Origin of the sequence: Rahnella sp. BIGb0236 (assembly GCF_004364755.1) — a bacterium.
In the GTDB taxonomy this organism is placed as follows: Bacteria; Pseudomonadota; Gammaproteobacteria; order Enterobacterales; family Enterobacteriaceae; genus Rahnella; species Rahnella victoriana.
Map to the genome: position 1 here is coordinate 128,714 of NZ_SOAO01000004.1, position 18,651 is coordinate 147,364.

An 18,651-nucleotide genomic window follows, 5' to 3' on the forward strand; every position below is an offset into this window, starting at 1 on the left:
AACGGCGCTGACCAGCATTAAACGGCGGTATCCAGCCACAGCAGCGCATCACCTGGCCCGACCGGACGGCCTTGCTGGCAACTGATTTTCAGTACGGTACCGGCGCACGGCGCGTTGACCGACAGCTCCATTTTCATCGCTTCCACCACGATCAGCGGCTGGCCTGCTTCGACCTGCTGACCCGGTGCCACCAGAATTTTCCAGATATTGCCGTTGAGATCGGCGCTGACTAAATGACCATCCTGATCCGCGTCGTCCTCCACTGACGGCACGGCATTGGCGGCGGCTTCCACGGCGGCGCTTTCGGCCTCATGCCAGTGCGCCACCTCGCGGGTAAAGGCTGCGGTTTGTCTGGCGCGGAAATCAGCAATATCGGCGGCGTTGTCGGCAAGAAATTGCGTGTATTGCGTAAAATCGAACTCAGTTTCTTCAATGGTGATCTGCGCGCGCCCTTCGCGGAACGCCTCGCGCTGGATCTCCAGTTCGGCTTCGGTCACTTCATAGAACCGCACCTGATCGAAGAAATGCAGCAGCCACGGCTCGCCGTTTTTAAACTGCTCATTCCTGAGAAACTTGTTCCAGATCGGCAGCGTGCGGCCGACCAGCTGATAGCCGCCCGGCGAATCCATGCCATAAATGCACATGTACATGCCGCCGATGCCGACCGTGCCTTCTGCGGTGAAGGTGCGCGCCGGGTTGTATTTGGAACTCAGCAGGCGATGGCGCGGATCGACCGGCACCGCGCACGGCGCGCCGAGGTAGACATCGCCCAGCCCGAGGATCAGGTAGCTGGCGTCGAAAATGATGTTTTTCACCTCGTCGCGGCTCGCCAGCCCGTTGGTGCGCTGGATGAAATCGACGTTATTTGGCAGCCACGGCGCATCGGCACGCACGGTTTGCTGATAGCGTTCGACCGCGCCAAGCGTGGCGGAATCTTCAAAGGCCATCGGCATATGCACGATGCGCGTCGGGATTTTCAGCTGGCTGACATCGGCCAGATTGTGTTCCAGCGTCAGCAAATGTTGCAGCAGCGCGGTCTGATGCAGCACGCGGCTGTCGTAGCGGATTTGCAGCGAGCGCACGCCCGGCGACAGTTCTTCTATCCCTTGCTGACCGGCGGCCCTGATGGCGTTCATCAGCAGGTAGATGCGCATACGCACCGCCAGATCCAGCACGTTATCGCCGTACTCAATCAGCACGTAGCCGTCACCGGCCTGACGGTATTCCACCGACGGGCGTTCTGCCGTGGCCGGAAGCGCCGCGAGAATGGTGGCGGAAGCCGTGGTGTCCGGCAGCAACGACGGCACCGGCAGCGCCATTGCGTTCACCGGCAGCAGCGAATCGATCGTGCCTTGCTGCGCCCGTTCCAGCGCCTGCGCCTGCTCAAAACTGACCGGATGGAAACGGATTTTATCGCCCGGTTTGACCTGGCCGACTTTCCACAATTCCGCGCTGGCGATGGTGACCGGACAGACGAAACCGCCGAGGCTTGGCCCGTCGCGGGTCAGAATGACCGGGAAGTCACCGGTGAAATTGATCGCGCCAATGGCGTATTCGCAGTCATGCACGTTCGACGGATGCAGACCCGCTTCGCCGCCGTCCTGTCGCGCCCATTGCGGTTTCGGGCCGACCAGCCGCACGCCGAGGCGGTTGGAGTTGTAATGCACCTGCCATTCGGCGGCGAAGAAAGTGTCGATAGATTCCTGAGTAAAGAAATCCGGTGCGCCGTGCGGCCCGTAAAGCACGCCGATATTCCAGATATCGCCATACACCGGCACGAGAGTGTCTGCCGCCGCCTGCGGCACACTGACCGGTGCGGGCGTGGTGCAGGCCGCGAGTTCCGGCTGTGAAATGCTCAGCATGTCGGCGACGCGCAGCGTCCGGCCCGCGTGACCGCCAAACTGCCCGAGCGCGAAGGTCGAACGGCTGCCGAGATACACCGGCACGTCGAAGCCATTACGTACCGCGAGACAGGTGCGGCAGCCCCGGGTGGCGCGGCCAAGCGTCAGCGTCTGACCGGCTTTTACGTTCACCGGCTGCCAGTACGCCACTGTTTCGCCGTCGAGATCGGCCGGACAGCTCGCGCCGGTCAGTGCGATCACCGCGTCGCAATGAAAGCGCAGGGTTGGCCCCTGCAACGTAAATTCCAGACCGGCGGCATCAGGATGATTACCGACAATGCGGTTGGCGAGACGGAAGGCAAAATCGTCCATCGGGCCGGAAGGCGGCACGCCGATATCCCAGTAGCCGAGGCGTCCCGGATAATCCTGCACGCTGCTGTAGGTGCCGGGGGCGATCACTTCGATGGCGTTTGGCGAATAGGCAAAACTGTCGAGCATGCGCGTCCACATTTCGCCGTCGCGGAACACCGGCGTGGCGACCACCTGACGCAGATAATCGATGTTGGTGGCGATGCCGTGCAGACGGGTGGCGGCCAGCGCAGCCGACATTTTCGCCAGTGCGTCCTGACGGTCGGTGCCGTGAACAATCAGTTTGGCGATCATCGGGTCGTAAAACGCCGACACTTCACTGCCGGTAGACACCCAGCCGTCAACGCGCACGTCGTCGGGGAAAAAGACCTCGGTCAGCACGCCCGGACTCGGCTGGAAATTTTTCAGCGGATCTTCGGCGTAAATACGCACTTCCATCGACGCACCCTGCGGGGCTTTTTCCATTGCAGTCCAGTCCAGCGGTTGGTCTGCGGCGACGTTCAGCATGCAGTCAATCAGGTCCAGACCGGTGACCATTTCGGTGACCGGATGCTCAACCTGCAAGCGGGTATTCACTTCGAGGAAATAAAATTCGTCGCGTGCGGCGTCATAGATAAATTCAACGGTACCGGCACTGCGGTAATTCACCGATTCACCGAGCTGCACGGCGGCGCGATGTAACGCCTCGCGGCTGGCCTGCGGCAGATTCGGCGCAGGGGTTTCTTCCACCACTTTCTGATTGCGGCGCTGCAACGAACAGTCGCGTTCGCCCAGCGCCACCACGCGGCCTTTGCCGTCGCCGAAAATCTGCACTTCGACGTGACGGGCGCGATCGACAAAGCGTTCGAGAAACACACCGGCGTCGCTGAAAAACTGTTCGCCGAGACGCTTTACGCTGTCCCACGCGGCGCGCAGTCCCGCTTCGTCGTCGCAGCGTGTCAGCCCGATGCCTCCGCCGCCTGCGGTACTTTTCAGCATCACCGGATAGCCGATGCCGGCCGCCGCCGTGACGGCCTCTTCAATGTTGCCGAGCAAACCGGTGCCCGGCGTCATCGGCACATTCGCGGCACCGGCCAGTTCACGGGCGCGGTGCTTGAGGCCAAACTCGCGGATTTGTCCGGCCGTCGGGCCGATAAACGCTATCCCCGCCGCCTCGCAGGCATCGGCAAACTCTGCGCTTTCGGATAAAAAGCCGTAACCCGGATAAATCGCCTGCGCGCCGGTGACTTTCGCGGCGTCCAGAATTTTGTCGATCATCAGGTAGCTTTCGCTGGCCTTGTCACCGCCCAGCGCGATGGCAATATCGGCCTGCGCGACGTGCGGCGCGTTGCGGTCGGCATCGGAATAGACCGCCACGCTGGTGACGCCCAGACGTTTCAGCGTGCGGATCGCGCGGCAGGCAATTTCGCCACGGTTAGCAATCAATACGGTGTTGAACATCATCGTGGCTCCTCAGAGTTTTACCGGTGCAGACAGGCTGTGGATGTAACTTCTCCAGCCACCAAAGGCGGTGATATCGGTGGCCTCGCTGATCGCCCACGGCTCGCAGATAAAACCTTTCACCGTGCGGCCATCGGCCAGTTCCAGCGTCCCGATCCCAAGCGGCGCCGGGATCTCCGCAACGAACTCACCAAAGCGCGCCAGCGGGATATCCCACAGTTCGACGATAATGGCGCTGCCGCCTTCCGCCCGTACCAGCCCCGGTTTTGGCGGTGTGGTATTGGCAAGGGCATAAAGCTTGTAGGCTGCGGCGGTGGTGGTCTGTTCGACGCGCACCGCATGGCGGCTGGTGAGCTGAACGTTCAGCGGCATGCCGGTCAGATGGGCGCCGACCACGGCGACGCGCACGCTGGCGGCACTGACCGGCGCGGGTGTCATGAATTCTTCGGATTTCACCGGCAGCCCGGTCGCGCCGAGCGGCAGGCTCAGACTGCGCTGCCACTGACGGCCAAAACTGGCCAGCACATCGTCGTGCCACGCGGGCGCAATCAGCGTGATCCCGGCAGGCAGACCATCGGCGCGCAGGCTGGAAGGCAGCGCCAGCGCGGACAAATCCGCCAGATTGGTGAAGTTGGTGTAAATACCGAACTGCGAGTTGTAGAGCACCGGCTCCTGTGCCATCTCCTGCTGCGTGCGGATGGTCGGCGACGTCGGCACCACCAGCGCATCGAACCCTTCCAGCGTCTGATTGATTTTGCGGGCCAGTTCCGCCCGTAAATACTCGGCGCGCCAGGCATCGCAGGCACTGTAATCCAGACCGCTGGCGACAATGCCGCGCACCACCGGATCCATCGCGTCGGGGTTGTCTTCAAAAATTTCGCCGACCGCCACGGTGCGTTCGGCGACCCAAGCGCCGGAATACAGCTGTCCGGCCAGTTCGCGGAACGGCGTGAAATCCACGGGCACAAGGGTGATGCCGCTGCTGTTCAGCCGTTCCAGCGCCTGATCGAACTCAAACTCGGCCAGTGCATCGCCAAAAAATTCCAGACTGTCCGGCACGGCAAAGCGCGGATGCGGAGACATGGCGACGGGCGCGGTAAGCGGATTTTTACGCGAATAGGCGTCGGCGGCGTCATAACCGCCCGCCGCGTGAGCGACGGTCTGAGCATCGGCGACGGTCAGGGCGAAAACCGAGACCGCGTCATTCAGGCGGCAGGCGGGCACCACGCCGGTATTCGACAGCCAGCCTTTGGTCGGTTTCAGCCCGACGACATTGTTAAAGCCTGCCGGAACGCGCCCGGAACCGGCGGTGTCTGTGCCGAGCGAGAACGCCACCAGCCCGCGGGCCAGCACCGAGGCCGATCCGGAGCTGGAGCCGCCGCTGACAAAGTCGGGGTTGAAGGTATTGTTTACCGCGCCGTACGGTGAGCGGGTGCCCACCAGGCCGGTAGCAAACTGATCCAGATTGGTTTTACCGACCAGCACCGCGCCTTTGGCTTTCAGATTGGCGACGACGGTGGCATCCGCTTCCGCGGTATAGGCAAACGCCGGACAGGCCGCCGTGGTCGGCCAGCCTGCGACATCAATATTGTCTTTAACGGCGAACGGCACGCCAAACAGCGGCAGGGCGCTGAGCGATCCCCCTGCCTCTGCGCGCAGGCTTTCCAGATGATGAATTTGTGCTTCAAGCTGTTCCGCCGTGGCGAGATAAAGCCAGGCGTTATCGGTCTCACTCAGACTGCCGCGCACCAGCGAAAGCGTGGTACGAAGGCTTTCCGGCGCGCTGCGATAATGTTGCTGCCACTCCCGCAAGGTAAAACCGCGATAGGGCGATGTGACGGTATCTGAAGTCAAAGCCATAGTGTGAATTCCATCTGGTATACAAGATTGAATTCATCTAAGCAAAGCCTGTGCCAGATTATTATCCCTTGATATTGCTGGGTTTACGGTTGGTTGCATGACCGGCCTGTATAATTGTTGCACCACGCAAGTCATGCAACTGAACAAAAATGGGGCGAAAATTTGCGCTTTGTGCAGCTACCGTTCAAGGTAATTGCATTATGATTATTTCCAATAATGCTCAGGAAGGGCATATCTTTTAAATGCTGTCTTTCTCCGAAACTGTCTTTAGGAAACCCCTATTTAATGCAACTTCGTCATCTCTCTGAACGCCTGAAAAAGCTCTTGCTGGCGCTGATTCTGGTGATTATTACGCTGCTGGCTGTGCGGACTTATGACGCGTTGCAGGGACCGCCGCTTGAGCCATGGCATAAGCTGGTACCGGACGAACTGAGTACGGAGCAGCTGGATAAGAGCGACTGGCCCGCGTATTTGCGTGCCGAGCAGCAGGCGTTTGTGGAAGTGAAGCAGCAGGTGACGGATAAGCTGGATCGCGAGGAGCGGATCCCGCTCAACCGTTATTACGATCGCAGCCCGATTTATCCTGAGCATTTTGCGCAGGACTGGAACCGCTCTTATGAGCTGATGCCCGACGGTAAGCCGGTCGGTGCGGTGGTGCTGTTGCATGGGCTGACGGATTCCCCGTACAGCCTGCGGCATATCGCAGAAGATTACCGTCGCCGTGGGTTTGTGGCGGTCGGTATCCGCCTGCCCGGTCATGGAACGGTACCCGGCGGTCTGACGCGGGTGGACTGGGAACAGTGGCTGGCGGCGACGCGGCTGGCGGTGCGTGAGGCGCGGCGTGTGGCAGGGACGGAGGTGCCGCTGCAACTGGTCGGTTTCTCCAATGGTGGCGCGCTGGCAATGAAATACACGCTGGATTCGCTCGATGATCCTGCACTGGCGCGTCCTTCCCGCGTGGTGCTGATCTCCCCGATGATTGGCGTGACAAGCTTTGCACGCTTCGCCGGATATGCCGGCTGGCCGGCTATTTTTCCGGCCTTCGCCAAAACCGCCTGGCTGAACCTGATGCCGGAATTTAACCCGTTTAAATACAATTCCTTCCCGGTGAAAGCCGCCCGGCAATCTTATCTGCTGACCCATGTTTTGCAGCAGCAGATCAGCCGGGACGCGGCATCCGGCAAGCTGGCACAGTTACCGCCGTTGCTGGCCTTCCAGTCTGTTGTCGATTCCACCGTCAGCGCCCGTGCGGTGGTGACGGCGCTGTTTAATCAGCTCCCCGCCAACGGCAGTCAGCTGGTGTTGTTTGATATTAACCGCAGTGCGTACGTCGGTCCGTTGCTGCGTCCGGCGTCAGAAACCGCCGTGGAGCGTTTGCTGCCTGCACCGCCACGCGCTTATCAGACGACGGTGATCACCAATGCCTCGCCGGATGATGCGGCGGCTGTGGCGAAAACCACGGCGGCGGGGCAGGGTGCGGTCACGGTCAGTCCGCTGGGGCTGAATTACCCGTCTGAATTCTATTCGTTATCGCACGTCGCGCTGCCTTTCCCGACGGACGATTCGCTGTACGGGCGCAATCCGCAGGGGCCTGCGCAGTTTGGTATCCGTCTGGGGACGCTGGCCGCCCGGGGTGAAAATGGCGCGCTGGTGGTGAGTATGGACCAGCTGATGCGGGTTTCGTCCAACCCGTTTTATCCCTATATGTTGCAGCGGATCACGGGCTTCTGATCAAGGCCGCTGAGAGTTTTTTTAAAAGTGCTTGCGATAATATCGCGCGCTATATATATTGGCGACATGAACATGAAAACAGACACCGGCTCCACACAAAACGGCATGCTGCATCTGGATCAACAGATGTGTTTCGCGCTGTACTCCGCGAATCTGGCGCTGCATAAGGTTTACCGTAAATTGCTCGGCCAGCTCGACCTCACGTATCCGCAATATCTGGTGATGCTGGTGCTGTGGCAACGCGATGAAGTCACGGTGTCTGACATCGGCGAAAAACTGTTTCTGGATTCGGCGACGTTAACGCCGTTGCTCAAACGTCTCGAAGCCGCCGGTTTGCTGGTACGTCAGCGCGCCAAAGCCGACGAACGTCAGGTGATCATTTCCCTGACAGAGGCGGGCAAAACGTTACGCGAAAAAGCGCAGGGCATTCCCGAAGCCATTCTGTGTGCCACGGAATGTGATGTCGGCGAAATCGTGGCACTGAAACAGCAGCTGGAAGTCTTACGGGCTAAACTTCAGGATAAAGCCTGAGTCTGAAGACGTTGAATCAGGTAAACAGACGAGTCTGAAAGCATTTTTAGCGTCGTCTGGTAGTATCAAATAAATAGTGTGCGATTAAATCGTTTAAAATTTACTAATCTCTTTCACTGATAAGGAACGAAATATGTCTATTGAAAAAGTTGTGTATCGTGCTCATGCATCCGCTACCGGTGGCCGTGATGGCCGTGCGACTTCCGATGACGGCGTTCTTGACGTCAAACTGGGCGTACCTAAAGAAATGGGCGGCATGGGTGGCGGTACCAACCCTGAGCAGCTGTTTGCTGCCGGTTATTCCGCCTGTTTCCTCGGCGCACTGAAAGCCGTGGCCGCGCAGGAAAAAATTAAAATCCCTGCTGACGCTAAAATCGAAGGCGCGGTAGGTATTGGTGCGATTCCGGGCGGTTACGGTATCGAAGTGCAGCTGGATATCACCCTGCCGGGCTTTGAACGCAGCGAAGCCGAAGCACTGGTGGCAAAAGCGCATCAGGTTTGCCCGTACTCCAACGCGACCCGTGGCAATATCGACGTCACGCTGAACGTGAAATAACGCATCTGAAATAACGTGCTGTTCCGCAACGCCTGCACCAGGGATTGTTGTGACATAAAAAATGCAAAAATGTCAGGGAGGCTTCGGCCTCCTTTTTGCTTTTTAACGCCTTTTCTCATGGAAACGGAAAAGATTCAGAAAGAAAACACGACGCCGCTGTTCATGCGGAACAATTCTGAAAGCCGCATAAAACCTCATTCTCAGCATAATCTGTGAACCAGTCCGGCATAAACATGTCACAATGATTCCAGATTTTTCAAAATACGTTAGGAAAGTGACTTTTCATGAATAGAGTGAATACTCTATCGCAGCAAAATATTTCTTTATTGTTAGCGATTTACATTGGCATCTTCCTGAATGTCTCTGTGTTCCAGCGCCGCTTTGCCGCATTGGTCAATCATTTCACGTCGGCAGAACTGGTTCAGGCTGTCACAGAAGTCTGTGCCATCGTCTTATTTACCTTTTTTGTTCTGCGTTTGCTCTCGCTGGGAGGACGGCTGTTTTTCCGCATTATCGCCAGTTTGCTGGTACTGATTTCCGTGGCGGCCAGCTACTACATGGTGATGTTCAATGTGGTGATCGGCTACGGCATTGTGGTGTCGGTCATGACCACCGACATCGATCTGAGCAAAGAGATCATTGGCTATCACCTGTTTATCTGGATGGCACTGGTCAGCGCGATACCGCTGTTCCTTATCTGGAAAAACAACCTGCGCCTGACGCTGATCGAACAGATAAAAACGCCGGGGCAGCGCCTCATACCGTTAGGCGTATTGCTGGCGGCGGTGCTGCTGGTCTGGCTGCCATTGCGGTCCCTTGATCACGCGCAGAGCGTGAATGAGAAAAAAACCAACGTGGATTTGCCGAGTTATGGCGGTGTGGTCGCGCACTCCTATCTGCCGTCTAACTGGCTGGCCGCGCTGGGTTTGTATGCGTATACGCAGGTGGATGAAAGCCGGGATGCGGGTAATTACTTTGATCCGGCGAAGAACTTCACCTACGTGGCGCCTGCTGACATTGATGACACTTATGTCGTGTTTATCATCGGTGAAACCACCCGCTGGGATCACATGGGCATTTTAGGTTACGAGCGCGATACCACGCCGCGCCTGTCTAAAGAGAAGAATCTGGTGGCGTTTCGCGGGACGTCCTGCGATACGGCCACTAAGCTCTCTCTGCGCTGTATGTTCGTGCGCGAAGGCGGTACGGCAGATAACCCGCAGCGTACCCTGAAAGAGCAGAATATCTTTGCCGTGATGAAGTCGCTGGGATTCACCTCCGAACTGTTCGCCATGCAAAGCGAGTTGTGGTTCTACAACAATGCCGACACCAATAATTTCTCCTTCCGCGAAATTATTGCCTCGGAAAAGCGCAACGACGGTAAGCCGGTCGATGACATGTTGCTGGTCAATGAGTTACAGGAATCCCTGAGAACGCATCCGAAAGGTAAGCATCTGGTGATCCTGCACACCAAAGGCTCGCACTATCTCTATTCCCAGCGTTATCCGCGCAGTTACGCCCGCTATACGCCGGAATGTAAGAGCAACACCTGCACCAAAGCGGAACTGATCAATGCATTCGATAACAGCGTGCTGTACACCGATACCTTTATCGATAACGTGATTGATCAGCTGCGCGATAAGAAAGCGCTGGTGTTTTACGCATCTGACCACGGTGAATCTATTGATGAGAACTCGCATCTGCACGGTACGCCGCGCGAGATGGCGCCGCCGGAGCAGTTCCGCGTGCCGATGATGGTGTGGGCTTCCGACAGTTTCCTCGAGCAGCCGGATCATAAACTGGCGTTTGAGCAATTGCAGGCGCAGCAGCGTATCGGCGCGAAGAAACGCCATGTTGAGTTATTCGACTCGATTCTGGGGTGTCTGGGTTACACCTCGCCAGATGGAGGTATTAATCCGGCGAATAACTGGTGTGCCAAACCTCAGGCAGAACAGAAGCTATAGGTCATTTTGGCAACGCATCGGATAATTTCTGGTCAGTCAGTCCGGATGTTTTAAAAAGCCATTGACGCTCTGAGGGGGTCGCAGTAAGATGCGCCCCATTCGGCGAGTAGCGCAGCTTGGTAGCGCAACTGGTTTGGGACCAGTGGGTCGGAGGTTCGAATCCTCTCTCGCCGACCACATTTGAAAAACCTGCTTTTTAAAGCAGGTTTTTTTTCGTCTGTAGTAAAGAGGATGAGAACCTCCGAAGGAGGTTTGAGCCGAGCGAAGCGAGACCACGTTGCGTTAGCAACGGCCCGCAGGGCAAGCATCGAAGATGCGCGTAATCCTCTCTCGCCGACCACATTTGAAAAACCTGCTTTTAAAGCAGGTTTTTTTTCGCCTGTAAAAAGCCCGCGGCCTTCTGGTTGCGGGCTTTTTGCTTTGTGGCGTGTCTGAGGGAGACTAAGGTACTTGTTCCGCCGCTACCTTCCCTGACGCCTCGCAAAGTGCCTGCCAGTCGTCTGGCGGTTCACCGCTTTTCAACATCTTGCGAAACATCCGGTATGCGTCTGTTTTGCTTTCGTATGCGCGTAATTCTTTATCATCATTCACCCAGGCGTAAATAATGATCCGGCTTTTAAGGTTGTAACGGAAAAACAAACGGTACTGCTGGAAGAATTTTGCCCTGAACCAGTGTGAGAATTCCCCGCCTAACGTATCGCCCTGACGGAATTCAACACGCGCCGGATCCTGCGGGATAACGTCAAACATCAGCTTATTGATCGCAGCCAGCCGTTTGGTGGCATTTTTACTTTTATAGCCCGCCGGATCTTTGCGGCGCAGTAAAACAACCTGATCAGTGAGTGCCTGTATTTGTTGCAGGATCAGAGGATGAGCGAGAAGGGTCCATCCGTTAATCTCCATGGCCTGATTGTGCATAATCCTTTACTCGTCATCGTCAGAAAGCGGGCTCTCAAGATCGATAGCCATCCCGGCGGTCAGTACATTGATTTTTTCATGCAGGGATAATGTTACCGGCTGCATATTTTCCGGGTTATTGAGCATATCTTTTGCCACAAAACCGAGAAAGGCACTGATAACAGGGTCTTCCGCTTCTTCGAGTTGCCTCGAAATAACCACCTGCCCGTCTGGCAAAATCTTGTACTGGATCCGATCATTTTCGGTGAGATTTAATGCCTTACGGATAGTGGCCGGAATGGTGGTCTGGAAGCGGCGGGTGACTTTGGATTCGGCTTCGAATTTTATTCCCCATACTGCCGAGGCTGACATAATGAGACTCCATAATGATGCTTATTTGAGCAATTTTGTCAGCGTAATGCATTTGCATTGCCAATGCAAATGCATTGCTTTTCACTTCATCATCTTCAAATCGCCTTTGCGGTGATTTTTATGATCCTGATAGAAATTCTCATGCGAATCCAGGCTGAGCAGATACAGTTCAATTTTTTCTTCGCGCCAGCAATAACCCAGCAATAACCCAGCAAAGCCTGCTGCTTTTCCAGCGGAAATTTATGCACCCTCAGGTCACTGAGATCGCCTTTCTTGAGTTCCCTGAGCCGCGAGAATAGGCGTTGCCTCACACGTAAGAAAGGGGCATTTTCGCCGGATTTTCATCCCTGCGAGGCATCACGTAAAAATGCCCGGCACGCCGTTTTTCTTGCACTCAACCTTGCGCGCCTTCGCGCAAAGGCTCGTCAAACAACGCGGCTAAAAACTCCAGATCTTCCTGTTCTTCCAGCCGGTTAAGCTGGCGGAAAAGGCCGCTGGCATTGCTCATCGTCGCGCAGCAGTCGGTGAATTTTCGCAGTCTGTCAGCGTCGCTGAACGGCTCGCGGTTGCTGCCTTTCGCCAGCTTGCGGCCCGCCTGTAAGGTGCGGCCATCGCGCAACGTCAGCGTGACCTCATGGGTCAGGCGTTCCTCCGGCGGCAGCCCGGCTTCCTGCTCCGGCGTATAGCAGCGCATGGAAATGCGGGCCAGACGCGCCGGTTCAGCGAGTTCTGCGACCCGCGCAGGGGTGAAATCACTGACGCCCAGCGAGCCGTGGCGCAGCCAGGTATCGACGCAGTACTGCATCGAGAAACGCGCCTGCATTTCGTTGACCGGCTGCGGATACGCCAGATTGCGCAGATTGGCGATGCCGACCAGCGTATCAACGGCCAGCACGTCGTCGTCGCTGAAATCATGCTGCGCACGCAGATCGTCCAGCGCATCGATAATCATGTGCGTCGAGCCGCAGCACGGATGACGTTTCGGCATCACGCCGGTGGTTTCAATGACATGCAGATGAGTGCCCACAATGGCCGGAATATCCCAGCCCGGCGGTGTCAGGCCGCCAAACATTTCCAGAAAGCCTTGTGGCGCTTCCAGAATATCAATGCGCCCCTGCATCTGCTGGCGGGCGAAATTCGCTGCGTCCACCGCATTGCGGGCCGCCCATCCGGCGTGCAGCGGTTTGACCGGCGTGCCGAACTGCCCTTTGGTGCCGGAAGCAAAACTGACGGCATTGCTCAACGCGCGCGCGATACCGGCCTGATCCAACCCCATCAGCCAGGCGACACCGGCTGCGCTGCCGATGCAGCCGACGGTCGAGGTGCCGTGCCAGCCCGCAGTGTAATGCGAAGGCGCGACGCCGGACCCGACAAACGCCTGCGCCTGTAGCCCGATCAGATACGCCTGTACCAGTTGTTCGCCACTGGCGCGGATGTCATCGGCCACCGCCAGCAGCGCCGGAACCAGCACCGCAGACGCGTGGCTCATGCCCGGCGCGAAGTTGTCGTCATAATCGATGGCGTGCGCGGCCGTGCCGTTGACCAGCGCCGCGATGGCCGCCGGGGCACGTCCGCCGCCGGCTAAACGTGAACTGGCGTGCGGGGTGAAATACGTTTCGCTGGCAGCACGCACCGCCCGGCTGGAAAAATCATCCTGTCCGGCGTACAGGCAGGCCAGCGTATCGGTGATCGCCTCGCGGGCTTTGCGGCGGGCTGTCGCGCTGAAATCGGGCTGGCTGCAACACCAGCGGGCAATGGCTTCAATCACATTCATGGTGTTTCCTTCAACGGCGTCAGTGGCGGCTGGCGGCAAGAAATTGTTGGGTATAAGGCTCGCGGGCGTCACCGCTGCGGATTTCACCGGCAGTCAGTTCTTCCAGCAATTTTCCCTGATGCATAATGGCGACGCGGTCGCACAGGTGCGCGACCACGGCCAGATCGTGCGTCACCATCAGGTAAGTCAGGTTGCGTTCACGGCGCAGTTTTTTCAGCAGATTGAGGATCTCCGCCTGCACTGACACGTCCAGCGCCGAAGTCGGTTCGTCGAGCAGCAACACCTGCGGTTCGATGATCAGCGCCCGTGCCAGCGCCACGCGCTGACGCTGGCCGCCGGAAAGCTGATGCGGATAGCGGTAACGGAAGGCGTCGTTCAGGCCGAGGGCATTGAGCACGTCGCTGATGCGTTCTTCACGGCGGTCCATGCCGTGGATCACCAGCGGTTCCAGCAGCGTGTGATACACCATTTTGCGCGGATGCAGCGAGGCATACGGATCCTGAAACACCATCTGCACCTGCCGGTAATAGTCTTTATCGCGCACCGGATGTTGCTCCCGGTTCTGATACAAAATTGCGCCGTTGTACTGCGTATTCTGGCCGGTCAGCGTGCGCAGAATGGTCGATTTTCCGCAGCCGGATTCGCCGATCAGTCCGTAACTTTCACCGCGGGCGATGTGCAGGGTCACGCCATCGACCACCGTTTTGCGGTGATGGCCTTTGCCGAAGGTAATGCTCAAATCGACGGTCTCGATCATCCGGTCGGCGGTGAGCGGTGGCGGGGTGATGAATGTGGTCATCAGCAGGCTTCTCCGTAGCGGTATACCGGGCCGGTCAGCCACGCGGGGTCGCGTGCCGGAATGGCGAGCATGTCTACCGGATGCTGTAAATCCGGCTGGCTGGCGAGCAGGGCGCGGGTGTAAGGATGTCTGGCGTTATGCAGCTGATCGGCTGAGATTTCTTCGAGAATGCGCCCGGCGTACATCACCAGGGCGCGGTCGCAGAAACTCGAGACCAGACTCAGGTCATGAGTGATAAACAGCAGGCCGGTTTTGCGCCGTGCCAGTAAATCATTCAGCACGCTGAGCACCTGCTGACGCACCGTGACATCCAGCGCCGACGTGGGTTCGTCGGCAATAATCAGATCAGGTTCCGGGATCAGCATCATGGCGATCATGATGCGCTGGCCCATGCCGCCGGAAATCTCGTGCGGATAGAGATCAAAGACCCGCTCCGGGTCACGGATATTCACCGCTTCCAGCATCGCCAGCGCTTTCATGCGGGCTTCTTTTTCGCTGACATTGAAGTGAATGCGATACGCCTCGTTAATCTGATGACCGACGCGCATCAGCGGATTCAGCGAGAATTTCGGATCCTGCATAATCATCGAAATGCGTTTGCCGCGGATTTTCCGCATCTGGCGCTCGCCGGTGCTGAGCAGGTCGATATCACCAAACTGCATGCGGTCGGCGCTGACGCTGGCACCCTGCGGCGTCAGTTTCAGCAGCGACCGGCCGGTGAGCGATTTGCCGGAACCGGATTCGCCAACAATCGCCACTTTTTCGCGTCCCACCGAGAAGGAGATCCCGCGCACCGCGTGGTTTTCCTGCCGGTGGCCTTTGAAGCGGATATTCAGGTTTTGTACATCAAGCAATGTCTCAGTCATGGCGTAGATCCAGTACGTCGCGCAGGCCGTCACCGAACAGGTTAAACGCCAGGCTGGTGAAAAGAATCGACAGGCCGGGAATGGCCGCAATCGTCCAGTGAGTCATCATGAACTGACGGCCGGAAGAGAGCATCGCGCCCCATTCCGGGCTGGGTGCCTGTGCGCCGAGGCCGAGAAAACCGAGGCCGGAAGCGGTCAGGATAATCCCCGCCATGTTGAGCGTCAGACGTACCACCACCGACGGCAGACACATCGGAATGATGTGGCGCAGGATGATGCGCATCTGCGACGCACCCTGTAACCGCACGGCGGCGACGTAATCCATTTTGCGGATAGACAAGGCTTCGGCGCGTGCCAGCCGGGCAATCGGCGGCCAGGCGGAAAGCGAAATCGCGATAATCGCATTTTCGATGCCGGGGCCGAGGGCGGCGACAAAACCCAGCGCCAGGATCAGGCTCGGGAACGCCAGAAAGATATCGACGATGCGCATCAGAATGGTGTCCGTCCAGCCGCCGACGGTGCCCGCCAGCGTGCCGACCAGCAAACCGAGCGGACCGACAATCAGCGCCGTCAGGCCGGTGATATAGAGTGTGATGCGTGCGCCATAGATCAGACGGCTGTAAATATCGCGTCCGAGTTCGTCGGTTCCCAGCCAGTATTCCCGGTCCGGCGGTGCCAGCCGCAGGTGCAGGTTTTGGGCATAAATATCGTGCGTCGCCAGCCACGGCGCAAAAATGGCGACCGCGACGATAAACAGGATGACGATCAGCCCGAACAGCGCCGACGTATTCCGGCGAAAGCGCCGCCACTGGCTCAGGCTTTGCTGGACACGCGCCTGCCACGGCGTGGCAGGAACCGGGGCATCGAGCCACGCCCGCAGGGAAAACGCCGGACGGGCAGTGAGATGAGGTTTAGCGGAGTCGGTCATGATTGCTCCTGACGGGTTCGCGGATCAAAGATGCGGTAAAGCAGGTCGCAGATAAGGTTCAGCGCCACAAAAATCACGCCGATCAGTAACGAGCAGCCGACCACGGCGTTCATGTCGCCCGCCAGCATGGCGTTGGTGAGATAGCGGCCAAAACCCGGCCAGGCGAACACGGTTTCGGTCAGCACCGCGCCTTCAAGTAAAAAGGCGTAAGACAGCGCGACGACCGTCACCACCTGCACCGCGACGTTGCGAAAGGCGTGGATCCACACACTGCGCGCCCACGACAGCCCTTTGACGCGCGCGGTGATCACATATTCCTGCCCGAGTTGTTCAATCATAAAACTGCGGGTCATGCGGCTGATGTACGACAGGCCGCTGAGGCCAAGAATTGACGCCGGTAAAATCAGGTGGCTGAAGACGTTGCGAAAGGCTTCCCAGTTGCCGGTCAGCGCGGTGTCGATCAGATAAAACCCGGTGACTTTTTGCACGTCAAATTCATACATAAAGTCGATACGCCCCGGCCCGCCGATCCAGCCGAGTCCGGCGTAAAACAGTACCAGCCCCATCAGCCCCAGCCAGAAATTCGGCGCGGAATGCCCCAGCAGGCCGATAAAGCGGATGCAGTGATCAAACCAGGTATTGCGGTACATCGCCGACAACACGCCCGCCGGAATGCCCAGACAGGTGGCGATCAGCGCCGCCAGCGTCGCCAGCTCCAGCGTGGCCGGAAACACGCGGGCGATATCGGTGGTGACCGGATTGCCGGTGGTCAGCGCGTTTCCGAAATCCAGCATCGCGACGTTTTTCAGGTAGAGAGCAAATTGTTCCCACAGCGGTTTGTCCAGCCCGAGCAGGTGATACATCTTCTGATAGGCTTCCTGACTGGCGTTATCGCCGAGCACTGACACCACCGGATCAATCGGCAGCAGGCGGCCAATAAAAAAGGTCAGCGCCGCCAGCCCCAGTAATGTGCAGAACACGGAAACCAGCAATTTACCCAGCCGGGCGGCGCTTTCGCGCAGCCGCAGCCAGAGAGGTTCAGCGGGTGACATTCCCGCCGCGGTCGGGTCGAGTTGCGACATCGGGCGCTCCCTGGTGAGTGTGTAATGCTTATTTAGACGCCAGCGCGTAATACACGCGGAAGCCGTTCCACGTCCAGTCCTTGACCTTTTTGGTCAGACCGGCGGTGTTGTACATCTGGAACATGATCGCCATCGGGCCTTGCTGCATCTGCTCTTCCTGTAAGGCGTGGTAGAGCGCGATACGTTTTTGCTCGTCCGGTTCGAGCAGGGCTTCGGTGACTTTTTTGTTCATCGCCGGATCGAAATACGAGGCGCGCCAGCTCGGGTACTGGGTTTTCTTGGCTTCCTTGCTGTTGTCCGGGTTGTAGACCAGACGCGAGGCGTTGCCGTGCGCATCCGGCACCGAGGTCTGCCACGCCATCATGGCGCTCTGGAATTCACGTCCGCGCACGCGGCTGAATAACTGGGCATTGGCCATGCTTTCGATGGAGAGTTTTACGCCGATTTTCGAGGCATTTTCCTGCGTACTTTGTGCGATAGGCGCGGAGTGCGGCAGGGTGCCGATGATCAGTTTGGCGGAGAATCCGTCGGGATAACCGGCTTCGGTCAGCAACTGTTTGGCTTTCGCCAGATCCAGTTTGAACGGCTGTCCGGCGTCTTTATCCAGCGCACCAAAAGCGCCGAGCTGGGCGAAACTGGCGCGCGGCACACCGAGATACGGCATCACGGTGGAAGCCAGCCCCTGATAATCAATCAGATAACGCATCGCGAGGCGCACTTTCGGGTTTTTGAAAATCGGGTCTTCACTGTTAAAGGTCCAGAAAAACAGCTGCGGCTTGAGGACTTTCTCCACGTTGACCTGACCGCCTTTATCCAGATCACGTAAATCGTCCGGTGCCAGATCACGGGCGATATCCACATCCCCCTGCGTCAGCAGCAGGCGCTGCGTACCGGTTTCCGCGACGTGGCGGATCAGGATGCGCTGCAGTTTCGGCTTCGCGCCCCAGTAATCTTTATTCGCCTGCAGCACCACGCCTTCACCGGCGTTCCAGCGCATCAGCTGATAGGCTCCGACGCAGGCGGTGTGCGTGGTCAGGTATTTGTTGCCCATGTCGTCACCGACGGCATTTTTCTCCACCAGCGCCTTATCCAGCGTGGTCGAGACGTTGTTAGCGGCGATGGCCTGCAACACCAGATTGGTCGGGTACGGCTGGTCGAAAGTCATCACCAGCGTGTTGTCATCCGGCGCGGTAATGCGCTGTCTGACGTTATCTTTGGTAAAGCCGTATTCGGTCAGGGTGGCGGAGTTACCGAAACCGAGCAGCACCACGCGCTGCAACGACCAGGCGACGTCATTCGCCGTGGCCTTATTGCCGGACGGGAAGGTCATGCCGGTATTGAGGTGGAAGGTGATTTGTTTGCGATCCGGTGAGATATCCCAGCTTTTCGCCAGACGGGGGATCACTTTGGATTCGTCTTGCGGATCAAAATCCACCAGCGTATCGCAGGTGTTTTTGATGATTTCATTGGTCACCACTTCGCCGATCTGCGCCGGGTCAAAGGTGCTGATCGCGTCAATATTCCATGCCATCACCAGCGAATCAGCCGGTGTCGCCGCCTGCGCTGCCGTGCTTCCCAATGTGAGACCAATCAGTGTGGCGAGCATTTTTGTTCTGGTGTTGAGCATAAATCGGGTTCCTT

At 57.9% G+C, this 18,651-nt stretch carries 15 protein-coding genes, 1 tRNA gene, 1 other RNA gene and 1 pseudogene; 6 read left to right on the forward strand and 12 right to left on the reverse strand.

Annotation, left to right across the window (positions count from 1 at the left end; all coding sequences use genetic code 11):
• Window positions 1-17: 17 nt before the first annotated feature.
• Both uca and atzF read right to left on the reverse strand, forming a co-directional pair.
• Entirely contained in the window at window positions 18-3,650 is a 3,633-nt protein-coding gene (uca, locus tag EDF78_RS10335) for an urea carboxylase (protein ID WP_133823145.1), read from the reverse strand.
• Between the two features lie 12 nt (window positions 3,651-3,662).
• A complete protein-coding gene (gene atzF, locus EDF78_RS10340; RefSeq protein WP_133823044.1) occupies window positions 3,663-5,510 on the reverse strand; it encodes an allophanate hydrolase in 1,848 nt (615 codons plus the stop codon).
• A gap of 285 nt (window positions 5,511-5,795) precedes the next feature.
• Here atzF and EDF78_RS10345 point away from each other — a divergent pair, with 285 nt between their 5' ends.
• The 6 genes from EDF78_RS10345 to EDF78_RS10370 all read left to right on the forward strand — a co-directional run bounded on the left by EDF78_RS10345 (window position 5,796) and on the right by EDF78_RS10370 (window position 10,632).
• Entirely contained in the window at window positions 5,796-7,241 is a 1,446-nt protein-coding gene (locus EDF78_RS10345; RefSeq protein WP_095923962.1) for an alpha/beta hydrolase, read from the forward strand.
• Between the two features lie 72 nt (window positions 7,242-7,313).
• Window positions 7,314-7,772, forward strand: a complete 459-nt coding sequence (locus tag EDF78_RS10350) for a MarR family transcriptional regulator (RefSeq protein WP_133823045.1) — start codon at window positions 7,314-7,316, stop codon at window positions 7,770-7,772.
• Between the two features lie 133 nt (window positions 7,773-7,905).
• Window positions 7,906-8,328, forward strand: coding sequence for an organic hydroperoxide resistance protein (locus tag EDF78_RS10355; RefSeq protein WP_013573432.1), 423 nt, complete (start codon window positions 7,906-7,908; stop codon window positions 8,326-8,328).
• 284 nt (window positions 8,329-8,612) lie between these two features.
• Complete coding sequence (gene eptB, locus EDF78_RS10360; protein WP_133823046.1) at window positions 8,613-10,292, forward strand: kdo(2)-lipid A phosphoethanolamine 7''-transferase; 1,680 nt, start codon at window positions 8,613-8,615, stop codon at window positions 10,290-10,292.
• A 100-nt stretch (window positions 10,293-10,392) separates the two neighbouring features.
• A tRNA-Pro gene (locus EDF78_RS10365) sits at window positions 10,393-10,469 on the forward strand.
• A gap of 33 nt (window positions 10,470-10,502) precedes the next feature.
• A non-coding RNA gene (locus EDF78_RS10370) (RtT sRNA) lies at window positions 10,503-10,632 on the forward strand.
• Between the two features lie 101 nt (window positions 10,633-10,733).
• Here EDF78_RS10370 and EDF78_RS10375 read toward each other — a convergent pair.
• From EDF78_RS10375 to EDF78_RS10415, 10 genes and pseudogenes are all read right to left on the reverse strand, one after another.
• Entirely contained in the window at window positions 10,734-11,210 is a 477-nt protein-coding gene (locus EDF78_RS10375; protein ID WP_133823047.1) for a type II toxin-antitoxin system YhaV family toxin, read from the reverse strand.
• A 6-nt stretch (window positions 11,211-11,216) separates the two neighbouring features.
• On the reverse strand, window positions 11,217-11,561 hold the full coding sequence (locus tag EDF78_RS10380) for a type II toxin-antitoxin system PrlF family antitoxin (protein WP_014333376.1): 345 nt from the start codon (window positions 11,559-11,561) through the stop codon (window positions 11,217-11,219).
• A gap of 81 nt (window positions 11,562-11,642) precedes the next feature.
• Window positions 11,643-11,765, reverse strand: a complete 123-nt coding sequence (locus EDF78_RS25770) for a type II toxin-antitoxin system RelE/ParE family toxin (RefSeq protein WP_243839443.1) — start codon at window positions 11,763-11,765, stop codon at window positions 11,643-11,645.
• Window positions 11,766-11,794: 29 nt separating this feature from the next.
• Window positions 11,795-11,872 (reverse strand): annotated as a pseudogene (locus EDF78_RS26005) (hypothetical protein); the annotation flags it as partial.
• An 83-nt stretch (window positions 11,873-11,955) separates the two neighbouring features.
• A complete protein-coding gene (locus tag EDF78_RS10390) occupies window positions 11,956-13,335 on the reverse strand; it encodes an MmgE/PrpD family protein (RefSeq protein ID WP_133823048.1) in 1,380 nt (459 codons plus the stop codon).
• Between the two features lie 19 nt (window positions 13,336-13,354).
• Complete coding sequence (locus EDF78_RS10395) at window positions 13,355-14,092, reverse strand: ABC transporter ATP-binding protein (RefSeq protein ID WP_243839448.1); 738 nt, start codon at window positions 14,090-14,092, stop codon at window positions 13,355-13,357.
• A gap of 41 nt (window positions 14,093-14,133) precedes the next feature.
• Complete coding sequence (locus EDF78_RS10400; RefSeq protein WP_095923955.1) at window positions 14,134-15,000, reverse strand: ABC transporter ATP-binding protein; 867 nt, start codon at window positions 14,998-15,000, stop codon at window positions 14,134-14,136.
• The gene (locus EDF78_RS10405) at window positions 14,993-15,928 is read right to left on the reverse strand and encodes an ABC transporter permease (protein ID WP_133823050.1); all 936 of its coding nucleotides are present in this window, start codon (window positions 15,926-15,928) and stop codon (window positions 14,993-14,995) included. Before EDF78_RS10405 ends, EDF78_RS10400 begins: the two co-directional genes overlap by 8 nt.
• Window positions 15,925-17,010, reverse strand: coding sequence for an ABC transporter permease (locus tag EDF78_RS10410; protein ID WP_095923953.1), 1,086 nt, complete (start codon window positions 17,008-17,010; stop codon window positions 15,925-15,927). Before EDF78_RS10410 ends, EDF78_RS10405 begins: the two co-directional genes overlap by 4 nt.
• A 28-nt stretch (window positions 17,011-17,038) precedes the next feature.
• Window positions 17,039-18,637: an ABC transporter substrate-binding protein gene (locus EDF78_RS10415; protein ID WP_133823051.1), complete on the reverse strand. Its 1,599-nt coding sequence runs from the start codon at window positions 18,635-18,637 to the stop codon at window positions 17,039-17,041.
• Between the last annotated feature and the right edge of the window lie 14 nt (window positions 18,638-18,651).

Bases quoted from the DNA above. Each gene is read 5' to 3' on its own strand.
- uca (WP_133823145.1), bottom strand. From the start codon at position 3,650: ATGTTCAACACCGTATTGATTGCTAACCGTGGCGAAATTGCCTGCCGC.
- atzF (WP_133823044.1), bottom strand. From the start codon at position 5,510: ATGGCTTTGACTTCAGATACCGTCACATCGCCCTATCGCGGTTTTACC.
- EDF78_RS10345 (WP_095923962.1), top strand. From the start codon at position 5,796: ATGCAACTTCGTCATCTCTCTGAACGCCTGAAAAAGCTCTTGCTGGCG.
- EDF78_RS10350 (WP_133823045.1), top strand. From the start codon at position 7,314: ATGAAAACAGACACCGGCTCCACACAAAACGGCATGCTGCATCTGGAT.
- EDF78_RS10355 (WP_013573432.1), top strand. From the start codon at position 7,906: ATGTCTATTGAAAAAGTTGTGTATCGTGCTCATGCATCCGCTACCGGT.
- eptB (WP_133823046.1), top strand. From the start codon at position 8,613: ATGAATAGAGTGAATACTCTATCGCAGCAAAATATTTCTTTATTGTTA.
- EDF78_RS10375 (WP_133823047.1), bottom strand. From the start codon at position 11,210: ATGCACAATCAGGCCATGGAGATTAACGGATGGACCCTTCTCGCTCAT.
- EDF78_RS10380 (WP_014333376.1), bottom strand. From the start codon at position 11,561: ATGTCAGCCTCGGCAGTATGGGGAATAAAATTCGAAGCCGAATCCAAA.
- EDF78_RS10390 (WP_133823048.1), bottom strand. From the start codon at position 13,335: ATGAATGTGATTGAAGCCATTGCCCGCTGGTGTTGCAGCCAGCCCGAT.
- EDF78_RS10395 (WP_243839448.1), bottom strand. From the start codon at position 14,092: ATGATCGAGACCGTCGATTTGAGCATTACCTTCGGCAAAGGCCATCAC.
- EDF78_RS10400 (WP_095923955.1), bottom strand. From the start codon at position 15,000: ATGACTGAGACATTGCTTGATGTACAAAACCTGAATATCCGCTTCAAA.
- EDF78_RS10405 (WP_133823050.1), bottom strand. From the start codon at position 15,928: ATGACCGACTCCGCTAAACCTCATCTCACTGCCCGTCCGGCGTTTTCC.
- EDF78_RS10410 (WP_095923953.1), bottom strand. From the start codon at position 17,010: ATGTCGCAACTCGACCCGACCGCGGCGGGAATGTCACCCGCTGAACCT.
- EDF78_RS10415 (WP_133823051.1), bottom strand. From the start codon at position 18,637: ATGCTCAACACCAGAACAAAAATGCTCGCCACACTGATTGGTCTCACA.